At 71.4% G+C, this 20,773-nt stretch carries 17 protein-coding genes; 10 read left to right on the top strand and 7 right to left on the bottom strand.

Features of this window, described 5'->3' with window-relative positions; translation table 11 throughout:
* Positions 1 to 92: 92 nt before the first annotated feature.
* The 3 genes from AB0K14_RS37930 to AB0K14_RS37920 all read right to left on the bottom strand — a co-directional run bounded on the left by AB0K14_RS37930 (position 93) and on the right by AB0K14_RS37920 (position 1,709).
* Positions 93 to 461, bottom strand: a complete 369-nt coding sequence (locus AB0K14_RS37930) for a hypothetical protein (protein WP_360460391.1) — start codon at positions 459 to 461, stop codon at positions 93 to 95.
* Positions 462 to 548: 87 nt separating this feature from the next.
* Positions 549 to 1,295 carry a SigB/SigF/SigG family RNA polymerase sigma factor gene (locus AB0K14_RS37925; RefSeq protein ID WP_360460389.1) on the bottom strand — a complete coding sequence of 249 codons (747 nt, stop codon included), beginning with the start codon at positions 1,293 to 1,295 and terminating at the stop codon, positions 549 to 551.
* A gap of 51 nt (positions 1,296 to 1,346) precedes the next feature.
* Positions 1,347 to 1,709, bottom strand: coding sequence for an ATP-binding protein (locus AB0K14_RS37920; RefSeq protein ID WP_360460387.1), 363 nt, complete (start codon positions 1,707 to 1,709; stop codon positions 1,347 to 1,349).
* A 211-nt stretch (positions 1,710 to 1,920) separates the two neighbouring features.
* On the opposite strand from AB0K14_RS37920, the gene AB0K14_RS37915 reads away from it, so the two are divergent.
* The 7 genes from AB0K14_RS37915 to AB0K14_RS37885 all read left to right on the top strand — a co-directional run bounded on the left by AB0K14_RS37915 (position 1,921) and on the right by AB0K14_RS37885 (position 11,896).
* The gene (locus AB0K14_RS37915) at positions 1,921 to 2,706 is read left to right on the top strand and encodes an ABC transporter ATP-binding protein (protein ID WP_360460386.1); all 786 of its coding nucleotides are present in this window, start codon (positions 1,921 to 1,923) and stop codon (positions 2,704 to 2,706) included.
* Positions 2,703 to 3,521 carry an ABC transporter ATP-binding protein gene (locus AB0K14_RS37910; protein WP_360460384.1) on the top strand — a complete coding sequence of 273 codons (819 nt, stop codon included), beginning with the start codon at positions 2,703 to 2,705 and terminating at the stop codon, positions 3,519 to 3,521. Before AB0K14_RS37915 ends, AB0K14_RS37910 begins: the two co-directional genes overlap by 4 nt.
* Positions 3,518 to 5,371 carry an AMP-binding protein gene (locus AB0K14_RS37905; protein WP_360460382.1) on the top strand — a complete coding sequence of 618 codons (1,854 nt, stop codon included), beginning with the start codon at positions 3,518 to 3,520 and terminating at the stop codon, positions 5,369 to 5,371. Before AB0K14_RS37910 ends, AB0K14_RS37905 begins: the two co-directional genes overlap by 4 nt.
* Positions 5,368 to 6,255, top strand: a complete 888-nt coding sequence (locus AB0K14_RS37900) for a branched-chain amino acid ABC transporter permease (RefSeq protein WP_360460380.1) — start codon at positions 5,368 to 5,370, stop codon at positions 6,253 to 6,255. The genes AB0K14_RS37905 and AB0K14_RS37900 overlap by 4 nt, the downstream gene beginning before the upstream one ends.
* Positions 6,252 to 7,352 (top strand): branched-chain amino acid ABC transporter permease, encoded by a 1,101-nt coding sequence (locus AB0K14_RS37895; protein ID WP_360460378.1) that lies wholly within the window; start codon positions 6,252 to 6,254, stop codon positions 7,350 to 7,352. The genes AB0K14_RS37900 and AB0K14_RS37895 overlap by 4 nt, the downstream gene beginning before the upstream one ends.
* 13 nt (positions 7,353 to 7,365) lie before the next feature.
* Entirely contained in the window at positions 7,366 to 8,658 is a 1,293-nt protein-coding gene (locus tag AB0K14_RS37890; RefSeq protein WP_360460376.1) for an ABC transporter substrate-binding protein, read from the top strand.
* 169 nt (positions 8,659 to 8,827) lie between these two features.
* A complete protein-coding gene (locus AB0K14_RS37885; RefSeq protein WP_360460374.1) occupies positions 8,828 to 11,896 on the top strand; it encodes a P-loop NTPase fold protein in 3,069 nt (1,022 codons plus the stop codon).
* A 43-nt stretch (positions 11,897 to 11,939) separates the two neighbouring features.
* On the opposite strand, the gene AB0K14_RS37880 is transcribed toward AB0K14_RS37885, so the two are convergent.
* Positions 11,940 to 12,611 (bottom strand): NPCBM/NEW2 domain-containing protein, encoded by a 672-nt coding sequence (locus tag AB0K14_RS37880; RefSeq protein ID WP_360460372.1) that lies wholly within the window; start codon positions 12,609 to 12,611, stop codon positions 11,940 to 11,942.
* 194 nt (positions 12,612 to 12,805) lie between these two features.
* Complete coding sequence (locus tag AB0K14_RS37875) at positions 12,806 to 13,429, bottom strand: response regulator transcription factor (RefSeq protein WP_360460370.1); 624 nt, start codon at positions 13,427 to 13,429, stop codon at positions 12,806 to 12,808.
* A gap of 175 nt (positions 13,430 to 13,604) precedes the next feature.
* Between AB0K14_RS37875 and AB0K14_RS37870 the strand changes: the two genes are divergently transcribed.
* Positions 13,605 to 14,609: a radical SAM protein gene (locus tag AB0K14_RS37870; protein WP_360460368.1), complete on the top strand. Its 1,005-nt coding sequence runs from the start codon at positions 13,605 to 13,607 to the stop codon at positions 14,607 to 14,609.
* A 39-nt stretch (positions 14,610 to 14,648) separates the two neighbouring features.
* On the opposite strand, the gene AB0K14_RS37865 is transcribed toward AB0K14_RS37870, so the two are convergent.
* Complete coding sequence (locus AB0K14_RS37865; protein WP_360460366.1) at positions 14,649 to 15,632, bottom strand: PHP domain-containing protein; 984 nt, start codon at positions 15,630 to 15,632, stop codon at positions 14,649 to 14,651.
* A 204-nt stretch (positions 15,633 to 15,836) separates the two neighbouring features.
* On the opposite strand from AB0K14_RS37865, the gene AB0K14_RS37860 reads away from it, so the two are divergent.
* Complete coding sequence (locus AB0K14_RS37860) at positions 15,837 to 16,469, top strand: TetR/AcrR family transcriptional regulator (protein ID WP_360460364.1); 633 nt, start codon at positions 15,837 to 15,839, stop codon at positions 16,467 to 16,469.
* Between the two features lie 17 nt (positions 16,470 to 16,486).
* On the opposite strand, the gene AB0K14_RS37855 is transcribed toward AB0K14_RS37860, so the two are convergent.
* Positions 16,487 to 17,680, bottom strand: a complete 1,194-nt coding sequence (locus AB0K14_RS37855; protein ID WP_360460362.1) for a serine hydrolase domain-containing protein — start codon at positions 17,678 to 17,680, stop codon at positions 16,487 to 16,489.
* 115 nt (positions 17,681 to 17,795) lie between these two features.
* Here AB0K14_RS37855 and AB0K14_RS37850 point away from each other — a divergent pair, with 115 nt between their 5' ends.
* Complete coding sequence (locus AB0K14_RS37850; protein ID WP_360460360.1) at positions 17,796 to 20,579, top strand: AAA family ATPase; 2,784 nt, start codon at positions 17,796 to 17,798, stop codon at positions 20,577 to 20,579.
* Positions 20,580 to 20,773: the final 194 nt, after the last annotated feature.

Genomic DNA, 20,773 nt, shown 5'->3' with positions numbered 1-20,773 from the left:
GCCTTCGCCGCCGCCGTCGCGGTCCGTGCAACGTCAATCGGATCCGGTGGAATGGGAATAGGGTCTTACCCCCGAAAGTGTGGCGGGCGGGGTCAGTTCGAGCGGGCGGTGCGGCGGGCTCGTTGTTCGCACCACGCGCAGCTCTCGGCGAGGGCCACGGACGCGAAGCCGATCAGCAGGTGCACCGCGTTCCCCACGACCCCGGCGTCCATCGCCCCGCCCGGCTCGCCCAGGCCGAACGCGAACACGACCAGGAACAGCACACCCATCAACGTGCCGACGATCCGGGCCACCCGGGTCCGCAGCGCCGCCGCCCCGATCGCCACACCGGTCACCAGGTGCAGCACCGCCAACGGCGGTTCGCCGCGCAGGAAGTCGGCCACGCCCCACACCAGCAGCAGCCCGCCCAGGATCAGGGCTGTCCGCTGCGGCCACGCGAGCCCCGCCAGGCTTGTCACCACTGCGACCACCCCTCTGTCACCCCGCCGGTCGACCCGCAATCACCGAGCGCACCCGTCGAGCCCGAGCGCACCCGTCGAGCCCGAGCGCTACTCATCATCGAGCAGCGATCGCAACCGGGCCAGCGATCGGCTCAAAAGCCGCGAGACGTGCATCTGCGACACGCCGACCGAGTCCGCGATCTGGCTCTGCGTCATGCCCCGGAAGAACCGCAGCACGACGATCCGCCTCTCCCTCTTGGGTAGCCCGCGGAGCATCGGGTCCAACGCGTGTTGCAGCTCGACCACCTCCAGCGCCGGATCGTCGCTGATCAGGCGGTCGGCGTGGTTCAACTCCTCGCTGATCGACTGCTCGTCCAACGACAGCAGGTGGTACGCGGAGGTCGCGTGCAGCCCCTCGTAGACCTCGTCCACCCCGATGCCTAGGTGCCGGGCCACCTCGCTGGGCGTCGGCGTGCGCCCGGTGTGCCTCGACAGCTCGACCCGCGCGGTGTCGATGGCGACGCACAGCTCCTTCAACCGCCGCGGCACGCGCACGGCCCACCCCTGGTCGCGCAGGTAGCGCCGCACCTCACCGGTGATCGTGGGCACGGCGAACGCCAGGAAGTCGATCCCGCGCGACACGTCGAACCGGTCGACGGCGTTGATCAACCCGACCGCCGCCACCTGGCGCAGGTCTTCGACGGACTCGCCGCGCTCGGCGAACCGGTCGGCGATGTGCCTGGCCATCGGCAGGTGCTCGGTGACCAGCCGGTCCCGCAGCCGCTGGTAGTGCTCGCCGTCCCGTTCGGCCTCAGCCAGCGCGTGGAACAGCGGCTGGTAGTCCACGGCGCTCATGTCCGACACCCCATGTCCGACACCTCCGCCCGCCACCTCATGCCCGAAGCCTCATGCGCGACACCTCAGCTCGACCTGCAACCGGCCCTCCCCGTCAACCCAGGTGGCCACCGCGTCGGTCACGGAGCTGACAACCCGCCAGTACAACGAGTCATGATCGGGGACGGTGACGGCCGATGACCGGACCTCCGCCCGGAAGCGCACGGAATCACCTTCCCGGGCGAACCGGCACAGCATGACGGCCGAGGGGTTGAGGGTCCGGGCGATCAACGCGCTGCACGCCTCGTCCACCGCGATGACCAGGTCGATGGCCAGTTCCGGCGTGGACCGGGCGATGGCCCCCGCCACCGCGCGAACCGTCGAGAGGTGGGCCGGCCTCGCCGCCACCCTGAGCTCCACCTCCGAGCCATCCATGTGCGGCGACCGCTCCTTCACACCCTCGTCGTAGTCGCCGGGGGCATACCCGCGCACCCCGCCCGCTACACCAGTCCACACAGGACTGAGCAACAGAATCGTGAAAGCCGAACATGCCGTGGGCTGGTTCATCACGGTTTGCGAACGGTGGTAGGTAACCCTGTGATCGGAGTCATACTGATCGCCTCCCCGACATCCCCGGAGGCGCCTGGTGCTTGAGGCGAACAACCTTGAGGTCGTCTACGACGACGTGATGTTGGTGTTGCGCGGCGTGAGCCTGAGGGTTCCGGAGGGGCGGATCGTCGCCCTGCTCGGCGCGAACGGAGCGGGCAAGACGACGCTGCTGCGAGCGCTTTCCGGCCTGCTCGACGTGCACGACGGCAAGATCACCCGCGGCCGGATCACCCTGGACGGCGAACCGATCCACCGCTCCTCGCCGACGCGCATCGCGACGCTCGGCGTGAAGCAGGCGCTGGAGGGCAGGCGCATCCTGGCCGAGCTGTCGGTCGAGGAGAACCTGCGCATCGGCGGGCACAGCAGGCCGCGCGGCATCAAGCAAAACCTGGAACGGATGTACGAGTTGTTCCCCAGGCTGCGCGAACGGCGGCGGCAGAGCGCCGGCTACCTGTCGGGCGGCGAGCAGCAGATGCTGTCCATCGGCCGGGCGCTGATGTCCGAGCCGCGCTACCTGCTGCTGGACGAGCCGAGCCTGGGCCTGGCGCCGCTCATGGTGCAGCAGATGCGCGACCTCATCGTGAAGATCAACAAGGCGGGCACGACCGTGCTGCTGGTCGAGCAGAACGCGACCATGGCGCTGTCCATCGCCGACCACGGCTACGTGCTGGAGACCGGCAAGGTCGTGATGGACAAGCCGGCCGCCGCGCTGCTGGCCGACGAGGACGTGCGCGAGTTCTACCTGGGGCTGCGCGGTGAGGCCACCGCGCAGTCGTTCCGCGACGTGAAGCACTACAAGCGGCGGAAGCGGTGGTTGTCGTGAGCTCCCCCGACGAGGCGCCCGAAGTGACGGGCAACGTGCTGGAAGTGCGCGACGTGACGCTGTCGTTCGACGGCGTCACCGCGGTGGACGGCGTGTCGTTCCACGTGGCCGCGGGCGAGCTGTTCGCCATCATCGGCCCCAACGGCGCGGGCAAGACCTCGATCTTCAACGTGCTGTCGGGCGTGTACCGGCCGCAGACGGGCTCGGTGCGGTTCCGCGGCGAGGAGGTGCTGGGCAAGCGCCCGCACAAGATCGCCGCCATGGGCATCGCCCGGACGTTCCAGAACATCGAGCTGTTCGCCCACCTCACCGTGGTGGAGAACCTGATGCTGGGCCGGCACAACCACATGCGGTACGGGGCGTTGTCCGCGTTCGCGTGGGTCGGCCGGGCCCGGCGCGAGGAGCTGGCCAACCGGGAGGCCGTCGAGGAGGTCGTCGACTTCCTCGAACTGGAGCAGTGGCGCCGCCTGCCGGTGGGCCTGCTGCCGTACGGCGTGCAGAAGCGCGTGGAACTGGGCCGGGCGTTGGCGATGGAGCCGAAGGTGCTGCTGCTGGACGAGCCCGTCGCGGGCATGAACGTCGAGGAGACCGAGGACATGGCGCGGTTCGTGCTCGACGTCCGCGACGAGCTGGGCATCGCGATGGTCATGGTCGAGCACGACATGGGCCTGGTGATGGACCTCGCGGACCGGGTGATGGTGCTGGACTTCGGCAAGCCGATCCGCACCGGCTCGCCCGCCGAGGTGCAGCAGGACCCGGACGTCGTGCGCGCCTACCTGGGCGAGGACCACCAGAGCGTGGGAGGTGTGGCATGACCACGGCGACCGCCGCGGAGCTCACCACCGTCGTCACCCGCGTCCGCGACCGGGCCGTCGAGACCCCGGACGCGGTCGCGCTGCGGGCCAAGGACTTCGGCATCTGGCGGGAGGTGACCTGGGCGCGGTACTGGGCGCAGGCCGAGCTGGTCGGGCACGCCCTGCTGGCGCTCGGCGTCGACCCCGGCGACCGCGTCGCCATCCACTCGGAGAACCGCCGTGAGTGGCTCTACGCCGACATCGGCGCGGTGGCCGTGCGCGCGACCACCGTCGGCCTGTACCCGACCAACCCGGCCAGTGAGGTCGCCTACCTGCTGTCGCACTCCGGTGCGCGGGTGCTCATCGCCGAGGACCAGGAGCAGGTCGACAAGGCGCTGGCGGTGCTGGACGCCCTGCCCGAGCTGGAGCGCATCGTCTACCTGGAGCCGCGCGGCATCCGGCACCGCTACGACAACCCGAAGCTGCTGTCCTGGGACGACTTCCTGGCCCTGGGCGCGGAGCACCGGGCGAGCCACCCGGACGCGGTCGCCCGGCGGATGCGCGAGGCCGAGCCGGACGACGTGATGACGTTGATCTACACCTCGGGCACCACCGGACCGCCCAAGGGCGCGATGCTCACCGTGGCCAACGTCGAGTTCGCCATCGACTCCCTGGTCGAGGGCGGCGGGTTCACCGACCCGCCCCCGTCGCCCAAGGACATCACGCTGTCCTACCTGCCGCTGTGCCACGTCGCCGAACGCATCTTCACCACCTGGTTCAGCGCGTCGGCCGGGGTGCAGGTGCACTTCGCCGAGTCCATCGAGACCGTGCAGGCGAACCTGCGCGAGGTGCAGCCGACGATCCTGTTCGGCGTGCCCCGCATCTGGGAGAAGGTGTTGGCGGCCATCACGATCAGCGCGTCCAGCGCCACCTGGCTCAAGCGGGCGACCACCCGGTTCTGGCTGCGCGTGGCCGACGGGCTCGGCGAGCAGCTGGTGCGCAACGGCGGCAGGCACACGTTCGGCACCCGGCTCAAGTACGGCGTGGGCTGGCTGTTCTGCTTCCGCGCGTTGAAGGCCCGGATCGGCATGAGGCACGTCCGGTACGCGTCGTCCGGCGCCGCGCCCATCTCACCGCAGGTGCTGCGGTTCTTCATGGGCATCGGCGTGCCGATGCACGAGGTGTACGGGATGACCGAGAACAGCGCCGTCGCCACCGGCAACCGCCCCGGCCGGGTGAAGGTCGGCACGGTCGGCGAGCCGCACCCCGGCGTGGAGCTGCGGATCGCCGAGGACGGCGAGATCCAGACCAGGCACGCGGGCGTGTTCGCGGGCTACTGGCGCGACGAGGACGCCACCCGGCGGGCGATGACCCCGGACGGCTGGTTGCGCACCGGTGACGTGGGCGAGTGGGTCGACGGCACGCACGTGCGCATCACCGACCGGATGAAGGACATCATCATCACCGCGGGCGGCAAGAACGTGGCGCCGTCGGAGGTCGAGAACGCGCTGAAGACCTCGCCGTACATCAAGGAAGCGATCGTGCTCGGCGACCAGCGCCCGTACCTGGTGGCGTTGATCGGCATCGAGCAGGACACCGTCGGCCACTGGGCCAGGCAACGCCGGATCACCTACACCACCTACCGCGACCTCGCGGAGAAGGACGAGGTGCGCGAGTTGGTGCAGGGCATCGTGACGAAGGTCAACGAGCGGTTCGCCACCGTGGAGCAGGTCAAGAAGTTCCGCATGCTGCCCAAGGAGCTCGACCACGAGGACGGCGAGCTGACCGCGACGCAGAAGGTGAAGCGGTCGGCGCTGGCCAAGGTGTTCGGCGAGCTCGTGGAGGACATGTACCTCGGGGGGCGCGGATGACCGAGTTCCTGCAATCGCTGATCCGGGGTCTGGGCTCCGGGTCGATCTACGCGCTGCTGGCGCTGGGCTTCGTCATCATCTACAAGTCGACCAGGGTGATCAGCTTCGCCCAGCCGGCGTTCATGCTGGCGGGCGCGGTGCTGGTGAGCTACCTGGCGGCGGAGGTCGGGTTCTTCGCGGCCGTGCCGATCGCGGCGGTGCTGATCGCGGTGCTGGCGCTGGGCGTGGAGCGGACCGTGCTGCGGCCGATGATCGGCAAGCCGGTGTTCGTGGTCGCGATCATCACCATCGGCGTGGACGTGGTGGTGCGCGTGGTGACCAACGCGTTCATCGGGCTGGACGTGCGCCAGGTCGGCGACCCGTGGGGGTTGTCCACGGTGACGCTGCTCGGCGTCGAGGTGCAGCAGCGGTACCTGGTGATGTTCGGGACGACGGTGGCCGTGGTCGCGGTGCTGTTCGCGTTCTTCCGGTTCTCCCGGGTCGGGCTGGCCATGCGTGCGGTCGCCTACGACCAGGAGGTCGCGCTGGCGCAGGGCATCTCGGTCGGCTCGGTGTTCGCGCTGTCGTGGGCGATCGCCGGCGGGCTGGCCGCGCTGGCCGGGGTGTTCGTGGCCACCGGCGCCGGCGTGGACCAGCAGCTGTGGGTGATCGCGCTGAAGGCGTTGCCGGCGATCATCCTCGGCGGCCTGGACTCGCTGGGCGGCGCGGTCGTGGGCGGGCTCGCGGTCGGGGTCGTGGAGTCGCTGGTCGGCACCTACCAGGGTGACGTCGCGCCGTGGCTCGGACCGAACTTCGCGCTGGTCGCGCCGTACGTGCTGATGCTGCTGGTGCTGCTCGTGCGGCCCTACGGGCTGTTCGGCAGCAAGGAGGTTGAGCGCTTGTGAAGGGTCGTCCGGATCTCTACACCTCCTATGCGCAGGACATGGCGTTCCTCAACACGCGCCCCAAGCGGACGTGGACCGGGGCGTTGGTAGTGGTGGCGCTGCTGGTGCCGTTCGCCATCACCGACGACCTGCTCATGTTGCTGGCCACGGGGTTCGTCGCGGCGATCGGCGCGATCGGGTTGAACATCGTGACCGGGTACGCGGGTCAGGTGTCGTTGGGCCACGCGTTCTTCCTGGCCATCGGCGCGTACACCGGCGCGGCGCTGTCCGGGGACCCGGACGGGCGGGTGCTCGGGTTCGGCGTCACGTCGCTGCCGGTGTGGCTGCTGGCGTCCGGGCTGGTGGCGGGGCTCGCGGGGTTGATCGTGGCGCCGATCGCGGCCCGCTTGCGCGGGTTGTACCTGGCGATCGTGACGTTGGGGCTGGTGTTCCTCGGCGAGCACGTGTTCCGCGAGTGGACGTCGTTGACCGGCGGCCCCGGTGTGGGTCGGCCGGCGGCCGTGCCCGAGCTGTTCGGCGTTCGGCTGGACCGCCCGTCGGAGTTCTTCAGCGGGCCGCAGCAGCTGTACCTGCTGATGTTCGTGCTGCTGGTGATCTTCGCGGTGCTGGCGCGCAACCTGGTGCGGTCGCGGATCGGGCGTGCGTTCGCCGCGGTGCGGGACCGGGACCTGGCGGCGGCGGTGATCGGCGTCGACCTGACCCGGTACAAGGCGCTGGCGTTCGCCGTGTCGTCGTTCTACGCCGGTGTGGCGGGCTCGTTGTTGTTCGTGGTCAACGGGTTCTTCGACCCCGGCTCGTTCGGCCTGCTGCTGTCGGTGCAGTACATCGCCATGGTGCTCATCGGCGGCGCGGGCACCATCTCCGGCGCGATCATGGGCGCGCTGTTCATCACGCTGCTGCCGCGCATCACCCGGGAACTCCCGACGGTGCTGCCGTTCATCAGCGCAGACGCGACCGGTGCGGTCACGGTGTTCCAGGTCGAGGCGGTCCTCTACGGACTGCTGATCGTGGTGTTCCTCATCGTCGAGCCACGTGGCCTGTTCGGTATCTGGGTGCGCGTCCGCAACTACTGGCGCACCTGGCCTTTCTCGTACTGAAAGGGTGGATGGGATGGCAAGTCACAGAGCGGTGCTCGCGGTGCTCTCCGTGGTGGCGCTGGCAACCGTCGCCTGTCGCGGTGGCGACGGCGCGGCCCCGCAGGAGGGCAAGGGCGGTATCAAGGTCGATTTCGGTGTGACCAGCGAGCCGTGCCCGGACACCGGCCACAGTGACCGGGGCTGCATCTACCTCGGGTCGATCTCGGACCTGACCGAAGGGCCGTTCAAGACGCTCGCGGTGCCGATCACGGAGTCGCAGAAGGCGTTCTGGAAGCGCGTCAACGACCAGGGCGGCGTCGGCGGCTACGACGTGGACGTCACCACGTACGTCAAGGACAACAAGTACAACCCGCAGATCCACAACCAGGTGTACCAGGAGATCAAGGGCAAGGTGCTGGCCCTGGCCCAGACGTTGGGCTCGCCGACGACGGCGGCGATCCTGCCGGACCTGGAGAGCACGCAGATGGTGAGCGTGCCCGCGTCGTGGACGTCGCTGTGGGGCGTGGAGGAGGTCGTGCTGGAGTCCGGCGCGAACTACTGCGTCGAGTCGATGAACTCGGTGGACTACGCGGTGGACGAGCTGGGCGCGAAGAGCGTGATGGCCGTGCACCTGCCGGGTGACTACGGCGACGACGCGGCGGCGGGCGCGAAGATCGCGGCGGAGAAGCGCGGTGTGACGTTCACCAACGCGGTCACCCAGACGGGTCAGGACAACCAGGGTGGCGCGATCGACGCGGTGCTGGCGAACAAGCCGGACGTGGTCGTGCTGACCACCGGGCCGACCGACGCGGCGGTGATCATCGGCCAGACCGCGGCGCGCGGGTTCAAGGGCAAGTTCATCGGCACGTCGCCGACGTGGAACCAGGGTCTGATGCAGAGCCCGGCGGCGCCCGCCATCAAGGCGCTGTACCTGCAGTCCGCGCCGTGGAAGTCGTGGGCGACGGACTCGCCCGGGCACAAGGCGCTGCGTGAGGCGTTGCCGAGCGTGACCCCGAACGACGGTTACACGGCCGGGTGGGTGTGGTCGTACCCGTTGAAGGCGGCGCTGGCCAAGGCGGCCGAGAACAAGGACCTGACCCGGGCCGGTGTGCTGGCGGCCGTGCGGCAGCTGAAGTCGGTCGACTACGAGGGGATGCTGCCGGAGGGTGCGGGCAACTTCGCCGGCAACTCGAACGACTCGGCGTTCCGGCAGACGTTGATCTACAAGCCGGACGAGCAGGCGGCGACCGGTGTCGGCCTGGTGGAGGACTTCTTCACCGGACCGACGGCGAAGGACTTCAAGTTCGAGAAGCCCTGCTACCAGTAGGTCGCGCAGTAGGTCGTGCATTGGGTCGCGCGGTCGGCCCGGCGGTGCTCCACCGTCGGGCCGACCGCCGTGAGCTGTTCAGAAGGTGGCGGCGGCGAGGATGGTGTTCGATGCCCCCATGTCCACGCCGACCGCCGCAGGGTTACCGGATCCCTTCGCATCCCGGGCAGTGCTGATCGCTGCTCACTACCGGGTCCAGCGAGGGCTGCCCAAGGTGGCGGCGGGCGCGCGGGACCTGGCCGCGCTGCTGCGCGACGAGCGGCTGTGGGGACTCCCCGCGCAGAACTGCACGGTGCTGGAGGACCCCGACACCGTCGAGGAGGTCGTCGGGGCGATCAGGTCGGCCGCGCGCGCCGTGGGTCGCGCGGGCCGACTGCTGGTCTACTTCGCCGGTCACGGTCACCGGGACGACCAGGGTGTGCTCTACCTCGGGGTGAGGGGCACCGACCCGGACGACCTGCGTTCCTCGGCCCTGCGCTTTGACTCGATCGGGTTACCGGTGGGCTCCGCGGACGACATCGTCATCCTCGACTGCTCCTACGCGGCGAGCGCGAGTCGGCTCTCGACCCTCGGCGGCATCGCGGTCCTGGGCGCGACCGGTCACGACCGCCGGCTGGCGACGTTCACCGACGGCTCGCCCCAGACGGCTTTCACCGACGCCCTGCTTGAGGTGCTGCGCCGGGGTGTCGTCGGCGCGGGTGGCCTGCTCGACGTCGGGACGATCCACCTCGCGATCCGCGCGAAGCTGGCCAACCGCCCGGTACCGCCGCCGAGCCTGTACGTGCCGGACGACGGCGGTATGCGCCCGGTCGTGCGCAACGTCGCTGCCGGCGAACCGGGAGCGACGTCCGCCGGGGTGTTCCGGCGCTTGGACGAGTCGGACCCCTTCGAACTCGGCGTGCACCGCGGGCACGAGGATTCCGAGCTGCCCCCGTACGTTCCTCGCGAGGTCGACCAGCGACTGCGCGACCTCTTCGGGCAGCCGGGCGCCGCGGTGATCGTGGGCGAGAGCAGTGCCGGGAAGACTCGGGCTGTCTGGCAAGCCGCCCGCAGCCGGCTGCCGGACTGGCGGTTGTGGCGGCCCGAGTCCCTGTCCGAGCTGCGGGACCCGCCGGGCGGGTCGTTGCCGGCGCGCACGGTGGTGTGGCTCGACGACCTCGGGCGCTTCCTGCGGGACGCCGGTGGCGGGACGGTGTTCGTCGAGACGTTGGTCGACTTGCAGCGCGTCACCGTGTCAACGGAAATCCTGGTCGTTGTCACCGTCGACTCCTCGACCTGGGCCAGCTTGGTCGCCGAAGGGCACCCTGTGGCCGCCGTGCTCAAGCGCATGGGCAATGTCGTCACCCTCGATCCCGACCTCCGGCAGCGTGAGGCCCCGACCGGGCACGAGCCGGTGAAGGACTGGCGGGTGCGGACCCGCGGGTACGGTGACCGGCCGCCGGTTGCGGACCTGCTGCGGCGGGAGGCGATGATCGGCGCGTTGGCCGACCTGATCGCGCCCACGGCGTCCGACGGCGACCACGACCGGTCCGGGCCGACGGTGATCGCGCTGGACGGGCCGTGGGGCATCGGCAAGACGTCCCTGGTGGACCTGGTCGGGCAGGAGTTGGACAAGGCGCCGCGCGCGGTGCGTCCCGCCGAACCGGTGCGGCGGTTGCGGGCGCGTGAGGCGGATCGCGCGTTGAGCGGTCGGCGTGGCGCGCTGTGGGAACCGACGAACGTGGTGCGGGCCGAGTCGGCCGCCGAGCCGCCGTTGATCGCGGTGCACTTCGAACCGTGGGCGCACCAGACGAGCGAACAGGTGTGGGCGGGGCTCACCAAGACCATCCTCGACGCGGTCGGGAAGGTCCTGCTGCCGCGTGGGGAACCGGTCACCGAGCGGTACTGGTTCCAGCGCAACCTCGATCGCGTCGACCGGATGCGGGTGCGCCGCGCGTTGCGCAAGGGCGTCCTGTCGCCGTTGCTGGCGGTGGCGGTGTTCGCCCTCGCGGTCCCGATCGTGGCGCAGCTGGCCCGGTCCACCGACACCTACCGGTTGGCCTGGGTGGACATCGCGGGCTCCAACATCGCGGTGATCATCGCCGTGGTGGTGACCCTCGCGGCGGTCGGGCACTCGGCCTGGCGGTACCTCACCCGGCCCGCGGCCGACTTCCTGCCGGCCGACCTGTTCGTCGGCCCGGTGCCCAGCGGGACGTCCGACGAGGCGTTGCGCGACCCGTACCACAACGCCCGCTCCGGCTACCTCTACCTGGCCCAGCACGACGTGTTCGCGGTGCTGGAGGACGTGGAGACCAGCGGGCACCACATGGTGGTGTTCGTGGACGACCTCGACCGGTGCACGCCCGGCGCGACGGCCGAGGTGTTCGAAGCGGTCAACCTGTTCGTCACCCGCACCTTCCCGGTGACCAGGTTCGTGCTGTGCCTGGACACCACGGCGGTGGCGGCGCACCTGGACGAGGTCTACTCGACGCTGCGGAAGTCGGCGCTGCACGGCGACGACCCGAGCGCCGGCTGGAGCTTCCTGCGCAAGCTGATCCAACTGCCGGTGACCATCCCGCCGGTCACGCCCGACAGCGTGCCCGACCTGCTCGTCGGCCTGCTCGGCGAGGTGGTGCGGCCCGACCCTGTCCGGCCCGAGCCGGGGCAGGCCGGCCCTGGGCAGCCCGACCCGGGGAAGCCCGACCCGGGGAAGCCCGAGCCGGTTCGGCCGGAAGCCGGGGCCGGGGCGACGACCTCGGAGCCGGAGCCTTCGGCGCGGGCGGAGGAGCCGCGGCCCGCGATCGTGCCGATGGCCGCTCCCGAGGTCAACGCCGAGGTGGGGAACATCGAGCACGACGCAGGAGTGCTGGAGCGGATGGCCGAACGCCTGCGCGAGCAGCCGGCGCTGTCCGTGCGCGAGGCCAAGCGGATGCTCACGATCTGGCAGTACTACATCAGGGTGCTCATCCGGCTCGGCGACCGGCAGGGGCTCGTGGAGCAGGCCCGGCACCTGGTCGTCCTGGCCGAGATCACCGCCCGGTGGCCCGCCTCCCAACGGGCGCTGGGCCGCCGCACGGCCGGCCGCCACGGGCTCCAGCTCCTCGCCGAGGCGGCCGACGACGACTGGCGGTGGCTGCGGGCGCTGCGCGGCCTCGACCTGCACGGCGCCGAGCACCGCGACTGCGCGGCCGGTGTCCGCGACCTCCTGCTGCGCTACGACGGGGAGCGGGTGGCCGACCTGGCCGCCAGGTTGACCTAGGACCGCCGGCCCGAGGTGGTGGTCGGGGTCGCGGGGGGCACGTTCACCGAGGTGGTGCGGGGGTCAGGGCCGGGTCCGCCCAGACGCCCACGCGTTCCGGTCCCGGGCAGCCGCTGAGGTCGGCCGCCGGCGGTTCGACGCCGATGGTCAGCAGGCGTGCGCCGGTGAGGGGGACGTCGACCGGCTGGGGCGTGGTGCCCGCCGCGACCTCGACCACGCGTTGGTCGTCCACCAGGACGTAGAAGTCGAGTTCTTTCGTCTCCAATGAATCGTCCGCGATCGCGACCTGGGCGGTGAAGCGGTCGAATTTTGCGTCCACCGCGAATGTGAGCCGGGCCGACGCGCACCACGCGCCGGTGGCCGAAATGGATTTGGTGTACGTCACTTCCCGCACTTTCGCGGCGGCGGCGGTCCACGGGCTCTCCACGTACATGTCGTCGATCGAACTGCTGTCGACCGGCGGCAGGTCGGAGAGCCAGGTGGTGCCCGGTCTCGCCGCGGCGACGCTCTCCGCCGTCGCGGTTGTCGTGGCTGCGGTGGTCTCCACCTGCGGCAACGTGGCCGAACGCGCGTCGGCCGGAGTGGCCGGGTCGGCGTCGAGCGCGCCGCCGATGATGATGCCCAACGCCAGCACGGCCACGCCCGCGGCCGACAACCACACCACCGACCGGGTGCCGCGCCGCGCCCGTGGGGTGGTCAAGTCCTGGTCATCCATGTCGCCGACCCCTTCAGGTCCAAGACGTGAGCCGAACTCGGGCAAATGCCGGGTAATGCCTCGACTGGCGCAGCACGTTAGCACCGGCCGGTGGGGTGCAGGCGGAAAAGCGCTAATCCGAGTAGTTCCACGCGTTATCCGCACAATTGCGGCGGTGAATGGGGAAGTGTGCGGTCCGGGCGAGCCGCGACGGGTCAGATCAGGCCCTCGCGCAGCGCGAACGCCACCGCGTGCGCCCGGTTGCGCAGCTGGAACCGGTTGGTGACGTCGTGCAGGATCGACTTGACCGTGCGCTGCGAGTAGCACAGCTTCTCGGCGATCTCGCGGGTCTCGAAGCCGTCCGCGATCAGCCGCAGCACCTCGGTCTCCCGGTCGGACATGCCCGCCAAGGTCCAGCCGTTGGGGTTGAGCACGTTGCGCTGCAACCGCGACACCCGGTCCAGCAGCCTGCCGAGCAGGTCCGCCGGCAACGCGCCCTGGCCCGCTGCGGTGGCCTTCACCAAGCGCACCAGCGTGTCGGGCGTCGCGTCGCACCGGCGGATCACCGCGGACACGCCGTTGCTGACCACGTTGAGCAGCTCCGGGTCGGCGATGTCGCCCGCGACCAGCACGATGCCCGCGCCGCCCGGCACCTGGAGCCTGCGCAGGAGCTGACGCGCCCCACCGTCGAGCCGGTCCAGCACCACCAGTGCCACGGGCGCCGGCTCGTCCGGCGCGACCAACCGGATCTCCGGCCGCGACCGCAGCGCCGCGGTGACACCGGCCCTGGTGATGGGGTCCGTCGCGTGCAGGACGACCGCGATCTGGTGTGCGTTCATCTCGTGCTCCCGCCTCGCCGCCTGTATGGAGAGTCGTCAAGCCGTCACATGCCGTTTCAGCGAGCGGCGAGGTTCCCACGTTGGAGGGAATGGATCCGAAGAGTGGTGACGGATCGACGTATCACGGCGGGCCCTGCGTGCTCCATACGGATAGCGAGCATCACGGGAGGGTGGAATGGGGCAGACGAGTGGGCGGGCGGTCCTGCAAGTCCACCCGACGAGGCTGTGCAACCTGCGCTGCCTGCACTGCTACTCCAGTTCGGGACCGGACGTCGCCGAGTCGATCCCCGTCTCCGTGCTGTCGACCGTGGTGGGTGACGCGGCCGGGCTCGGCTACGACGTGCTGAACGTCTCCGGCGGCGAGCCGTTCCTCTACCCGGAACTGCCCGCGCTCCTGCGTGCCGCCCGTGCGGCGGGCATGCGGACCACCGTGACGACCAACGGGGTGGCGCTGACCCAGCGCCGGATCGGCCTGGTGCGGGGGCTGGTCGACCTGGTGGCGGTGTCGCTGGACGGCGACCGCGCCACGCACGACCGGATCCGGGACCAGGAAGGGTGCTTCGAGAAGGCCCTGGCCGGTATCCGCAGGCTCACCGAGGTGGGCATCCCGGTCGGGGTGATCACCACGTTGACCCAGGGGAATGCCACCCAACTGGGTGAAATCGCCTTGGCGGCGGCGCAATCCGGGGCCCTGCTGCTCCAGGTCCACCCGCTCGAACCCGAAGGCGCGGCGAACCGGTTGATGGCCGGCGAGCGGCCGGACGCGGTCGAGCTGGCCTACGCGGCGGTGGAGCTCGGCCGCATCTCCGAGGAGCACGGTCTCGCCGTGCAGCTCGACGCCGTGCCGCGGACGATGCTGGCGCGCAAACCGGAGGCGTTCATGGCCGTGCCGGTGGACGAGGAGCAGCCGCTCGGCCGGTGGCTGACCCCGTTGGTGATCGAGGCGAACGGCGCGGCGGTCCCGGTGTCGTACGGGTTCGACCGCCGCTACGGCCTGGGCAACGTGCAGAACCGGCCGTTGGCGGAACTGGCGCGGTACTGGGACGCCGCACCGTTCCTCGCGCTGTGCCGGTCCACGTGGCAGCGGCTGGTCGACGGCCGCACCGGGCCGCTGGTCCCGTGGTACGGGCACCTGGTCCGGGCGTCGAGGACGCACCGGCCCGCCACGGCCGGCCGCTGACGGTCGCGGGTGGTGGGCGAGGGGTTCGGTGGGGTGGTGTCAGCGGGTCAGGAGTTCTGCGGCGTCCAGGGTGTTGATCACCCGGTCGGGGGTGACGCCGCACTCCTCGGCCCGCTCGCACCCGAACGACAGCCAGTCCAGCTGCCCCGGCGCGTGGGCGTCGCTGTCGATCGAGAACGAGCACCCCAGCTCCACCGCCAGCCGCAGCAGCCGCCCCGGTGGGTCGCGGCGCTCCGGCCGCGAGTTGACCTCCACCGCCGTGCCGTGCTCGACGCACGCCGAGAACACCGCCTCCGCGTCGAACGTCGACTCCGGCCTGCCCTTGCCGACCACCAACCGTCCCGTGCAGTGGCCGAGCACGTCGACGTGCGGGTTGGACACGGCGGCGACCATGCGCCGGGTCATCTCCGGCGCGGGCATCCGCAGCTTCGAGTGCACGCTGGCGACCACCACGTCCAGCCGCTCCAGCAGCTCGGGCCGCTGGTCGAGCGAACCGTCGTCCAGGATGTCCACCTCGATGCCGGTCAGGATCAGGAACGGCGCCAGCTCGGTGTTCAGCTCCGCCACCACGTCCAGCTGCCTGAGCAGCCGGTCGGCGGACAGCCCGTTGGCCACCGTGAGCCGGGGCGAGTGGTCGGTCAGCACCATCCACGAGTGCCCGAGGTCGCGCGCCGCCTCCGCCATCTCGCGGATCGGGCTGCCGCCGTCGGACCAGTCGGAGTGGGTGTGGCAATCCCCCTTCAGCAACGCCCGCAGCGCCTGCCCGCCCACCACCGGCTCGCGGAACCGGCTCAGGTAGGTCGGCTCGCGCCCCGCCACGGCGTCGGTGATCACGCCGGCGGTGGCCTTGCCGATGCCGGGCAGGTCGGTCAACGTGCCCGCCGCGACCCGCCGCTCCACCTCGCCGTCCGGCAACGCCGCCACCACCTCGGCGGCCTTGCGGAACGCCCGGACCCGGTAGGTGGGTTCACCGGCGCGCTCCAGCTGGAACGCCACCTGTCGCAATGCCCAGAGGGGATCCACGCCTCCTGTCTACCCCGCCCGGCGCGGTGACGCGCGCCAACCGGGAGATCGGGTCGTGCGCCAACCGGGAGATCGGGTCGTGCACCGGTCGGGCACCAGGTCGGGCATCGCGACCCCGTGCGGTCCACTGCGGAGCTTGCGACTTGGTGGCGGTGCGTGCGGAAACCTTGCGGCTGCCGGTGCGCTGAACCGAGGATGTGCGCCATGTCCCCACGTGCCGGCACGGTCGGGTCGCGGCGCAGGCCCAGCAAGGGCGACCTGACGTCCCAGGCGATACTGGACACCGCCGAGCGGCTGTTGCAGACGCGCGCCCTGGATGACATCGCGGTCGACGAGCTCGCGTCGGGCGCGGGCATCTCGCGGTCGACCTTCTACTTCCACTTCGCGTCGCGGGAAGCGGTGCTGCACGCGCTGTCCGGTGGCATCCTCGACGCGCTCTACGAGTCGGCGTCGTCCTGGCTGCGGCGCGGCAGCGAGCCGCCCGAGGACTCGATCCGGCGCGCGTTGGGCGCGAGCCTCGCCCTGTGGCGCAAGCACGGCCCGGTGCTGCGCGCCGCCGTCCGGGCCCGCGACACCGACCCGCTGATGCGCGAGTTCTGGACCGGTGTCGCGCACCGGTTCATCGACGCGACCGCCTCGCAGATCGACATCGAGCGGGACGCGGGCGTCGCACCGCCGGGACCGGACGCCAAGTCGTTGGCCGCGGTCCTGGTGGCGATGAACGAACAGGCCTTCCTCGCCCGCTCCCGGTCCCGCCGGTCGACGGCAAGGGACCGGGAGCTGGTCGACACCCTGACCTGCGTCTGGCTGCGTTCGGTCTACGGGATTTCGGCCTGACGCGGGGGCGGGGGAGTTCAGCGGAACCAGATCCCGCCTGGAGCTTGGCGGTGGCCGAGGGCGCGGTACACGGCGTCCACAAGGGACTGGCCGCGCGCGTTGACGCCCACGCCCGGGCCCATGCGGTTCATCGCGTAGCCGAACGACATCCGGGCGGCGGGGTCGGCGAACCCCAGTGAGCCGCCCATCCCGGAGTGCCCGAACGCGTCCTCCGACATCAGCACGCCGCGCTCGACGGCGGGCAGGTGGTGGTTGCCCACCGCCTTGAGGAACCCCAGCGAGAACCGGGTCGGCCCGAGGAGCATCTCGTCGAACCCGGCCGACACCACCCCGGACATGACCGGGACCTGGGTCTCGTCCACCAGCCGCACCCCGTTGTACTCGCCGCCCAGCGCCAGCGGCCGGTACATCTGCGCCAGGCCGCGCGCGTTGCTCATCCCGCCGACCGCCCCGTACTGCGCCGCGTGCGCCTCACGGCTGTTCGACGCGGCGACGTACCCGCCGCTGTTGGCCACCAGCAGCGCCTGCATCGACTCGGGCCGCGTCATCGCCGCCACGTACACGGCGGGCACCGCCTCGCCGCGGTCCGCCGGGACGGTCGGCGCCACCAGCGGCTCCAGGTCCTCCGGCAACGTCAACCAGAAGTCCAGGCCCAGCGGACCGGACACCTCCTTCTCGAAGAAGTCCGCCAACGGCATCCCGGCCACCCGCCGGACCACCTCGCCGATCAGGTGCCCGAACGTCAACGCGTGGTAGCCGTGCCGCGTGCCGGGCGCCCAGAACGGCTCCTGCCGCGCCAGCAGGCCGGTCATCAGCTCCCAGTCGAACATGCCGCCCGGGGGCACCGGCTCCCGCACCGCGCTCAACCCGGCCTGGTGCGCCAGCAGGTGCCGCACCAGCGTGTCGGCCTTGCCGTTGGCCCCGAACTCCGGCCAGTACCGGACCACCGGCGTGTCCAGGTCCAGCTCACCGCGTGACGCCAGGACGTGCGCGCACAACGCGGTCGCGCCCTTGGTGCACGACCAGACGTGCGTGATCGTGTCCTCCGTCCACGGCCGCCCGCCGGCGTCACCGCCCCACAGGTCGACGACGGTCTCGCCGTCCACCGTCACGTGCACGCCACCGCCGAGCTCGCCGCGCTCGGCGAAGTTGCGTTCGAACTCGGCGCGAACCTCGGCGAACTCGTCGGCGCAGGTGCCCTCGACCGTCATCGGCCCTCCAGGTGCGGCAGTGGTGTGCACCGCCATGCCACCACCGTGAGCCACGCCACGTGAGTAGGGATTCCTCAGTCGGTAGGGTGGTGTGCCCAACGAGGGGAGGTCGCCCTTGTCGCCTTTCTTCGGCCGGGAAATCGAGCTGGCGGCCGTGTTCGACGTGGTCGAGCGCGTGCCCGCGGCCGGGTTGGTGGCCGTCGTGGTGTCGGGCGAGCCGGGTATCGGCAAGAGCAGCCTGCTGGCGGAGGTGGGTCGGCGGCTGCGGGACCGGGGTTGCGCGGTGGCCGCGGCCGAGTCGGACGACGTGAGCAGGCGCATCCCGTACGCGGCGGTGGCGACGGCGTTGCGTTCGTTGCCGGGGTCGGGGTCTGGGTCGTTGTCGGGGGCGGGGTTCGGGTCGGGGGCGGTGCGGGCCGCGTTGGACGCGCTCGACCTCACCGCGGAACCGGACGCGACCTGGTTCGGTCGGTCCTGTGAGCTCGTTGCCCGCGCGCTCACCGGCCTCAGCGCCGATAGGCCCGCCGCGCTCGTGCTGGACGACCTCGACCAGGTGGACGACGATTCGCTGGCCATGCTGGCCGTGGTGCTGCGCCGGGTCACCGCCGCGCCGCTGGTGCTGATCACGGCTGTGCGCGAGCACCACCGCAACCCCGGCGTCGAGGAACTGCTGGACCGGCTCGAACGGCACGCCGAGGTGGTGCGGGTGCGCCTGGCCCCGTTGAGCGGCGGCGACGTGGCGCGGATCGTGGAGACCGTGCTGGGCACGCCGGTGGACGACGGCCTGGCGCACGAGGTGCACCAGCGGGCGGACGGCAACCCGTTCTTCGCGGTGGAGATCGCCCGGTCGCTGCGCGAGCTGGACCTGGTCGCGGTCGACGGCGACCGGGCCAGGCTGACCGTGTCGCCGTCCGCGATCAGGCTGACCAGGCGGGAGGCGGTGCTGCGGCGGGTCGCGCCGCTGGACCGGGACACCCGGGCGGTGGCCCGCGCGGTGTCGATCTTCCGGCGGGTTCGGCTGGACCAGATCGGGCTGCTGGCCAGGGTGGCGTCACTGCCCGAGGACGTGGTGGTGGACGCGTTCGACGGTCTCCTGCGCGCGCACATCGTGGTGCGGGACGAGGACCGGGGCTACCGGTTCTCGCACGCCCTGGTCGGTGAGGCGCTGTACCAGGAGATCGGACCGGCGCAACGCCGGCACCTGCACAGCCTCATCAGCGCCCGGCTGCTGGACGACCGGGCGCGCGGGTTGGCCGTGGACGAGATGGAGCTGGCCTGGCACCTGGCGGAGTCCGCGCCGCCCGGCGACCTGCGCGCGGTCCGGGTGATGGCGCAGGCCGCCGACGCGAACCGCACCACCGCGCCGGAGACGGCGGCGGCGTTGTGCGCGCGGGCGTTGGAGCTGCTGCCGGTGACCGCGCCCGAACGGGCCGGGCTGCTCGCTTCGCAGTGCCGGGCGCTGGCGCACGCGTCCCGGCCGGCCGCCGCCATCGCGCCCGGCCTGGCCGCGCTGGAAGCCCTGCCGCCCGGGGCGGAGCGGTCGAGGTGCGCGGTGGTGGTGTTGAGCAGCTTGTTCCTGGTCGGGCGGTTGGTCGAGGCGTTGCGGCTGGCCGACGCGGAGGTGCGGGCGGGCGATGCACCGGCCGCGTTGCACGCGCAGCGCGCGCTGTTGTTGGTGTTCACCGGACGGCACGCGGAGGCGTTGGAGGCCGCGGACCGCATCGAGGCCATGCCGTTCACGTCCGCGGCGGAGGGTGTCGTGGTGTTCGACCGGCTGGCGGTGATCACGTCGATGCTGTTCCGGCACGACAAGACGGTCGAGTACGCCAACCGGTCCCTGGCCTCGGCGGACGGTCAGCCCGCGCTGGAGCTGCAGGCGCTGGCCGTCGGCGCGTCCACCGGGGCGTTGGCCGGTCTGGTGCACGACGCGTCGTGGCGGCTGCGTCGGGCGGAAGAGCTGCGGGAACGGGCGGGTGGGCACGCCTTCCGCGGCGAGCTGGAGGTGGCGCGGGCGGCGCTGGACTGGTTCGGCGGTGAGTGGGACGCGTGCCTGGAGCGGGTCGGCCGCGCCGCCGCCGAGCTGGAGTCGCGGCAGGAGCTGATGATGTTGCACGGCCTGCGCGCGATCGAGCTGGAGGTGCGCACGTGGCGGGGCGAGCTGGACGTGGCCGCCCGGCTGGCCGCGCTCGACCCGCCGACCAGCCCGAACATGGCCCGCCTGCACGCGCTGGCGATGGCCGGCTACCTGGCGGCGCGCGGTGACGTGGAGGGCGCCCGGACCACGTTGGTCGAGGCCGTGGACGACGACGGGATGACGGCGTACAGCTGCGTGCTGCTGGGTCGCCTGGTCGAGTTGGACCTGGCCCACGGTCGGGTGGAGGAGGCCCGGCAGACGGTGAAGCGGCTGCGGGTCGTGTCGGCCGATCGGGTGGCGCCGTGGACGCGGGTGACCGTGCGGCGGGTGATCGGGATGGCCGAGCAGGACGCCGGGGTGCTGCGCGAGGCGGTGGCCGAGGCGGAGGCCGGTGGGTTGGTGTTCGAGAAGGCGCGGTCGCAGCTGGCGTTGGGGGTGGTGGAGAGCGCGGCGGTGCCCGAGTTGCTCGACGCGTACGCGGTGTTCCAGCGGCTGGGGGCGCACGGGTTGCGGCGGCAGGCTGGTGGTCGGTTGCGGGAGTTGGGGGCGAAGGTGCCGCGGGCTCGGGCGAAGGCGCCCGGGGTGTTGACGGCGGCGGAGGAGAACGTCGCCCGATTGGTGCAGCAGGGTATGCGCAATCGGGACATCGCGGCGGCGTTGCACTACAGCCCGCGCACGATCGAGGTGTACCTGTCGCGGGTGTACGTCAAGTTGGGGGTGTCGTCGAGGTTGGAGTTGGCGAGGGTGTTGGACGGGCGGGGCTAGGGGGAGGTGCGGGGGGAGGGCGAGGGGGAGGGGCGGGGAGCAGGGGGCGCGCTTAGTTGTCGTGGTCTCCGTACTAACTCGGTGTTGGGTGGTGGGGTGGGGTGGTTGGGTCCGGCTCGATTTGACATGGGGCCCTTACGGGCACCCCAGGCAGGCCAAAGCCGGGCAGGCACGGCGGGGAAAAGCGTCCCGCC

The sequence above is a fragment of the Actinosynnema sp. NPDC050801 genome (assembly GCF_040673975.1).
Classification (GTDB): domain Bacteria; phylum Actinomycetota; class Actinomycetes; order Mycobacteriales; family Pseudonocardiaceae; genus Actinosynnema.
This window is presented reverse-complemented; position numbering and strand designations above follow the sequence as displayed.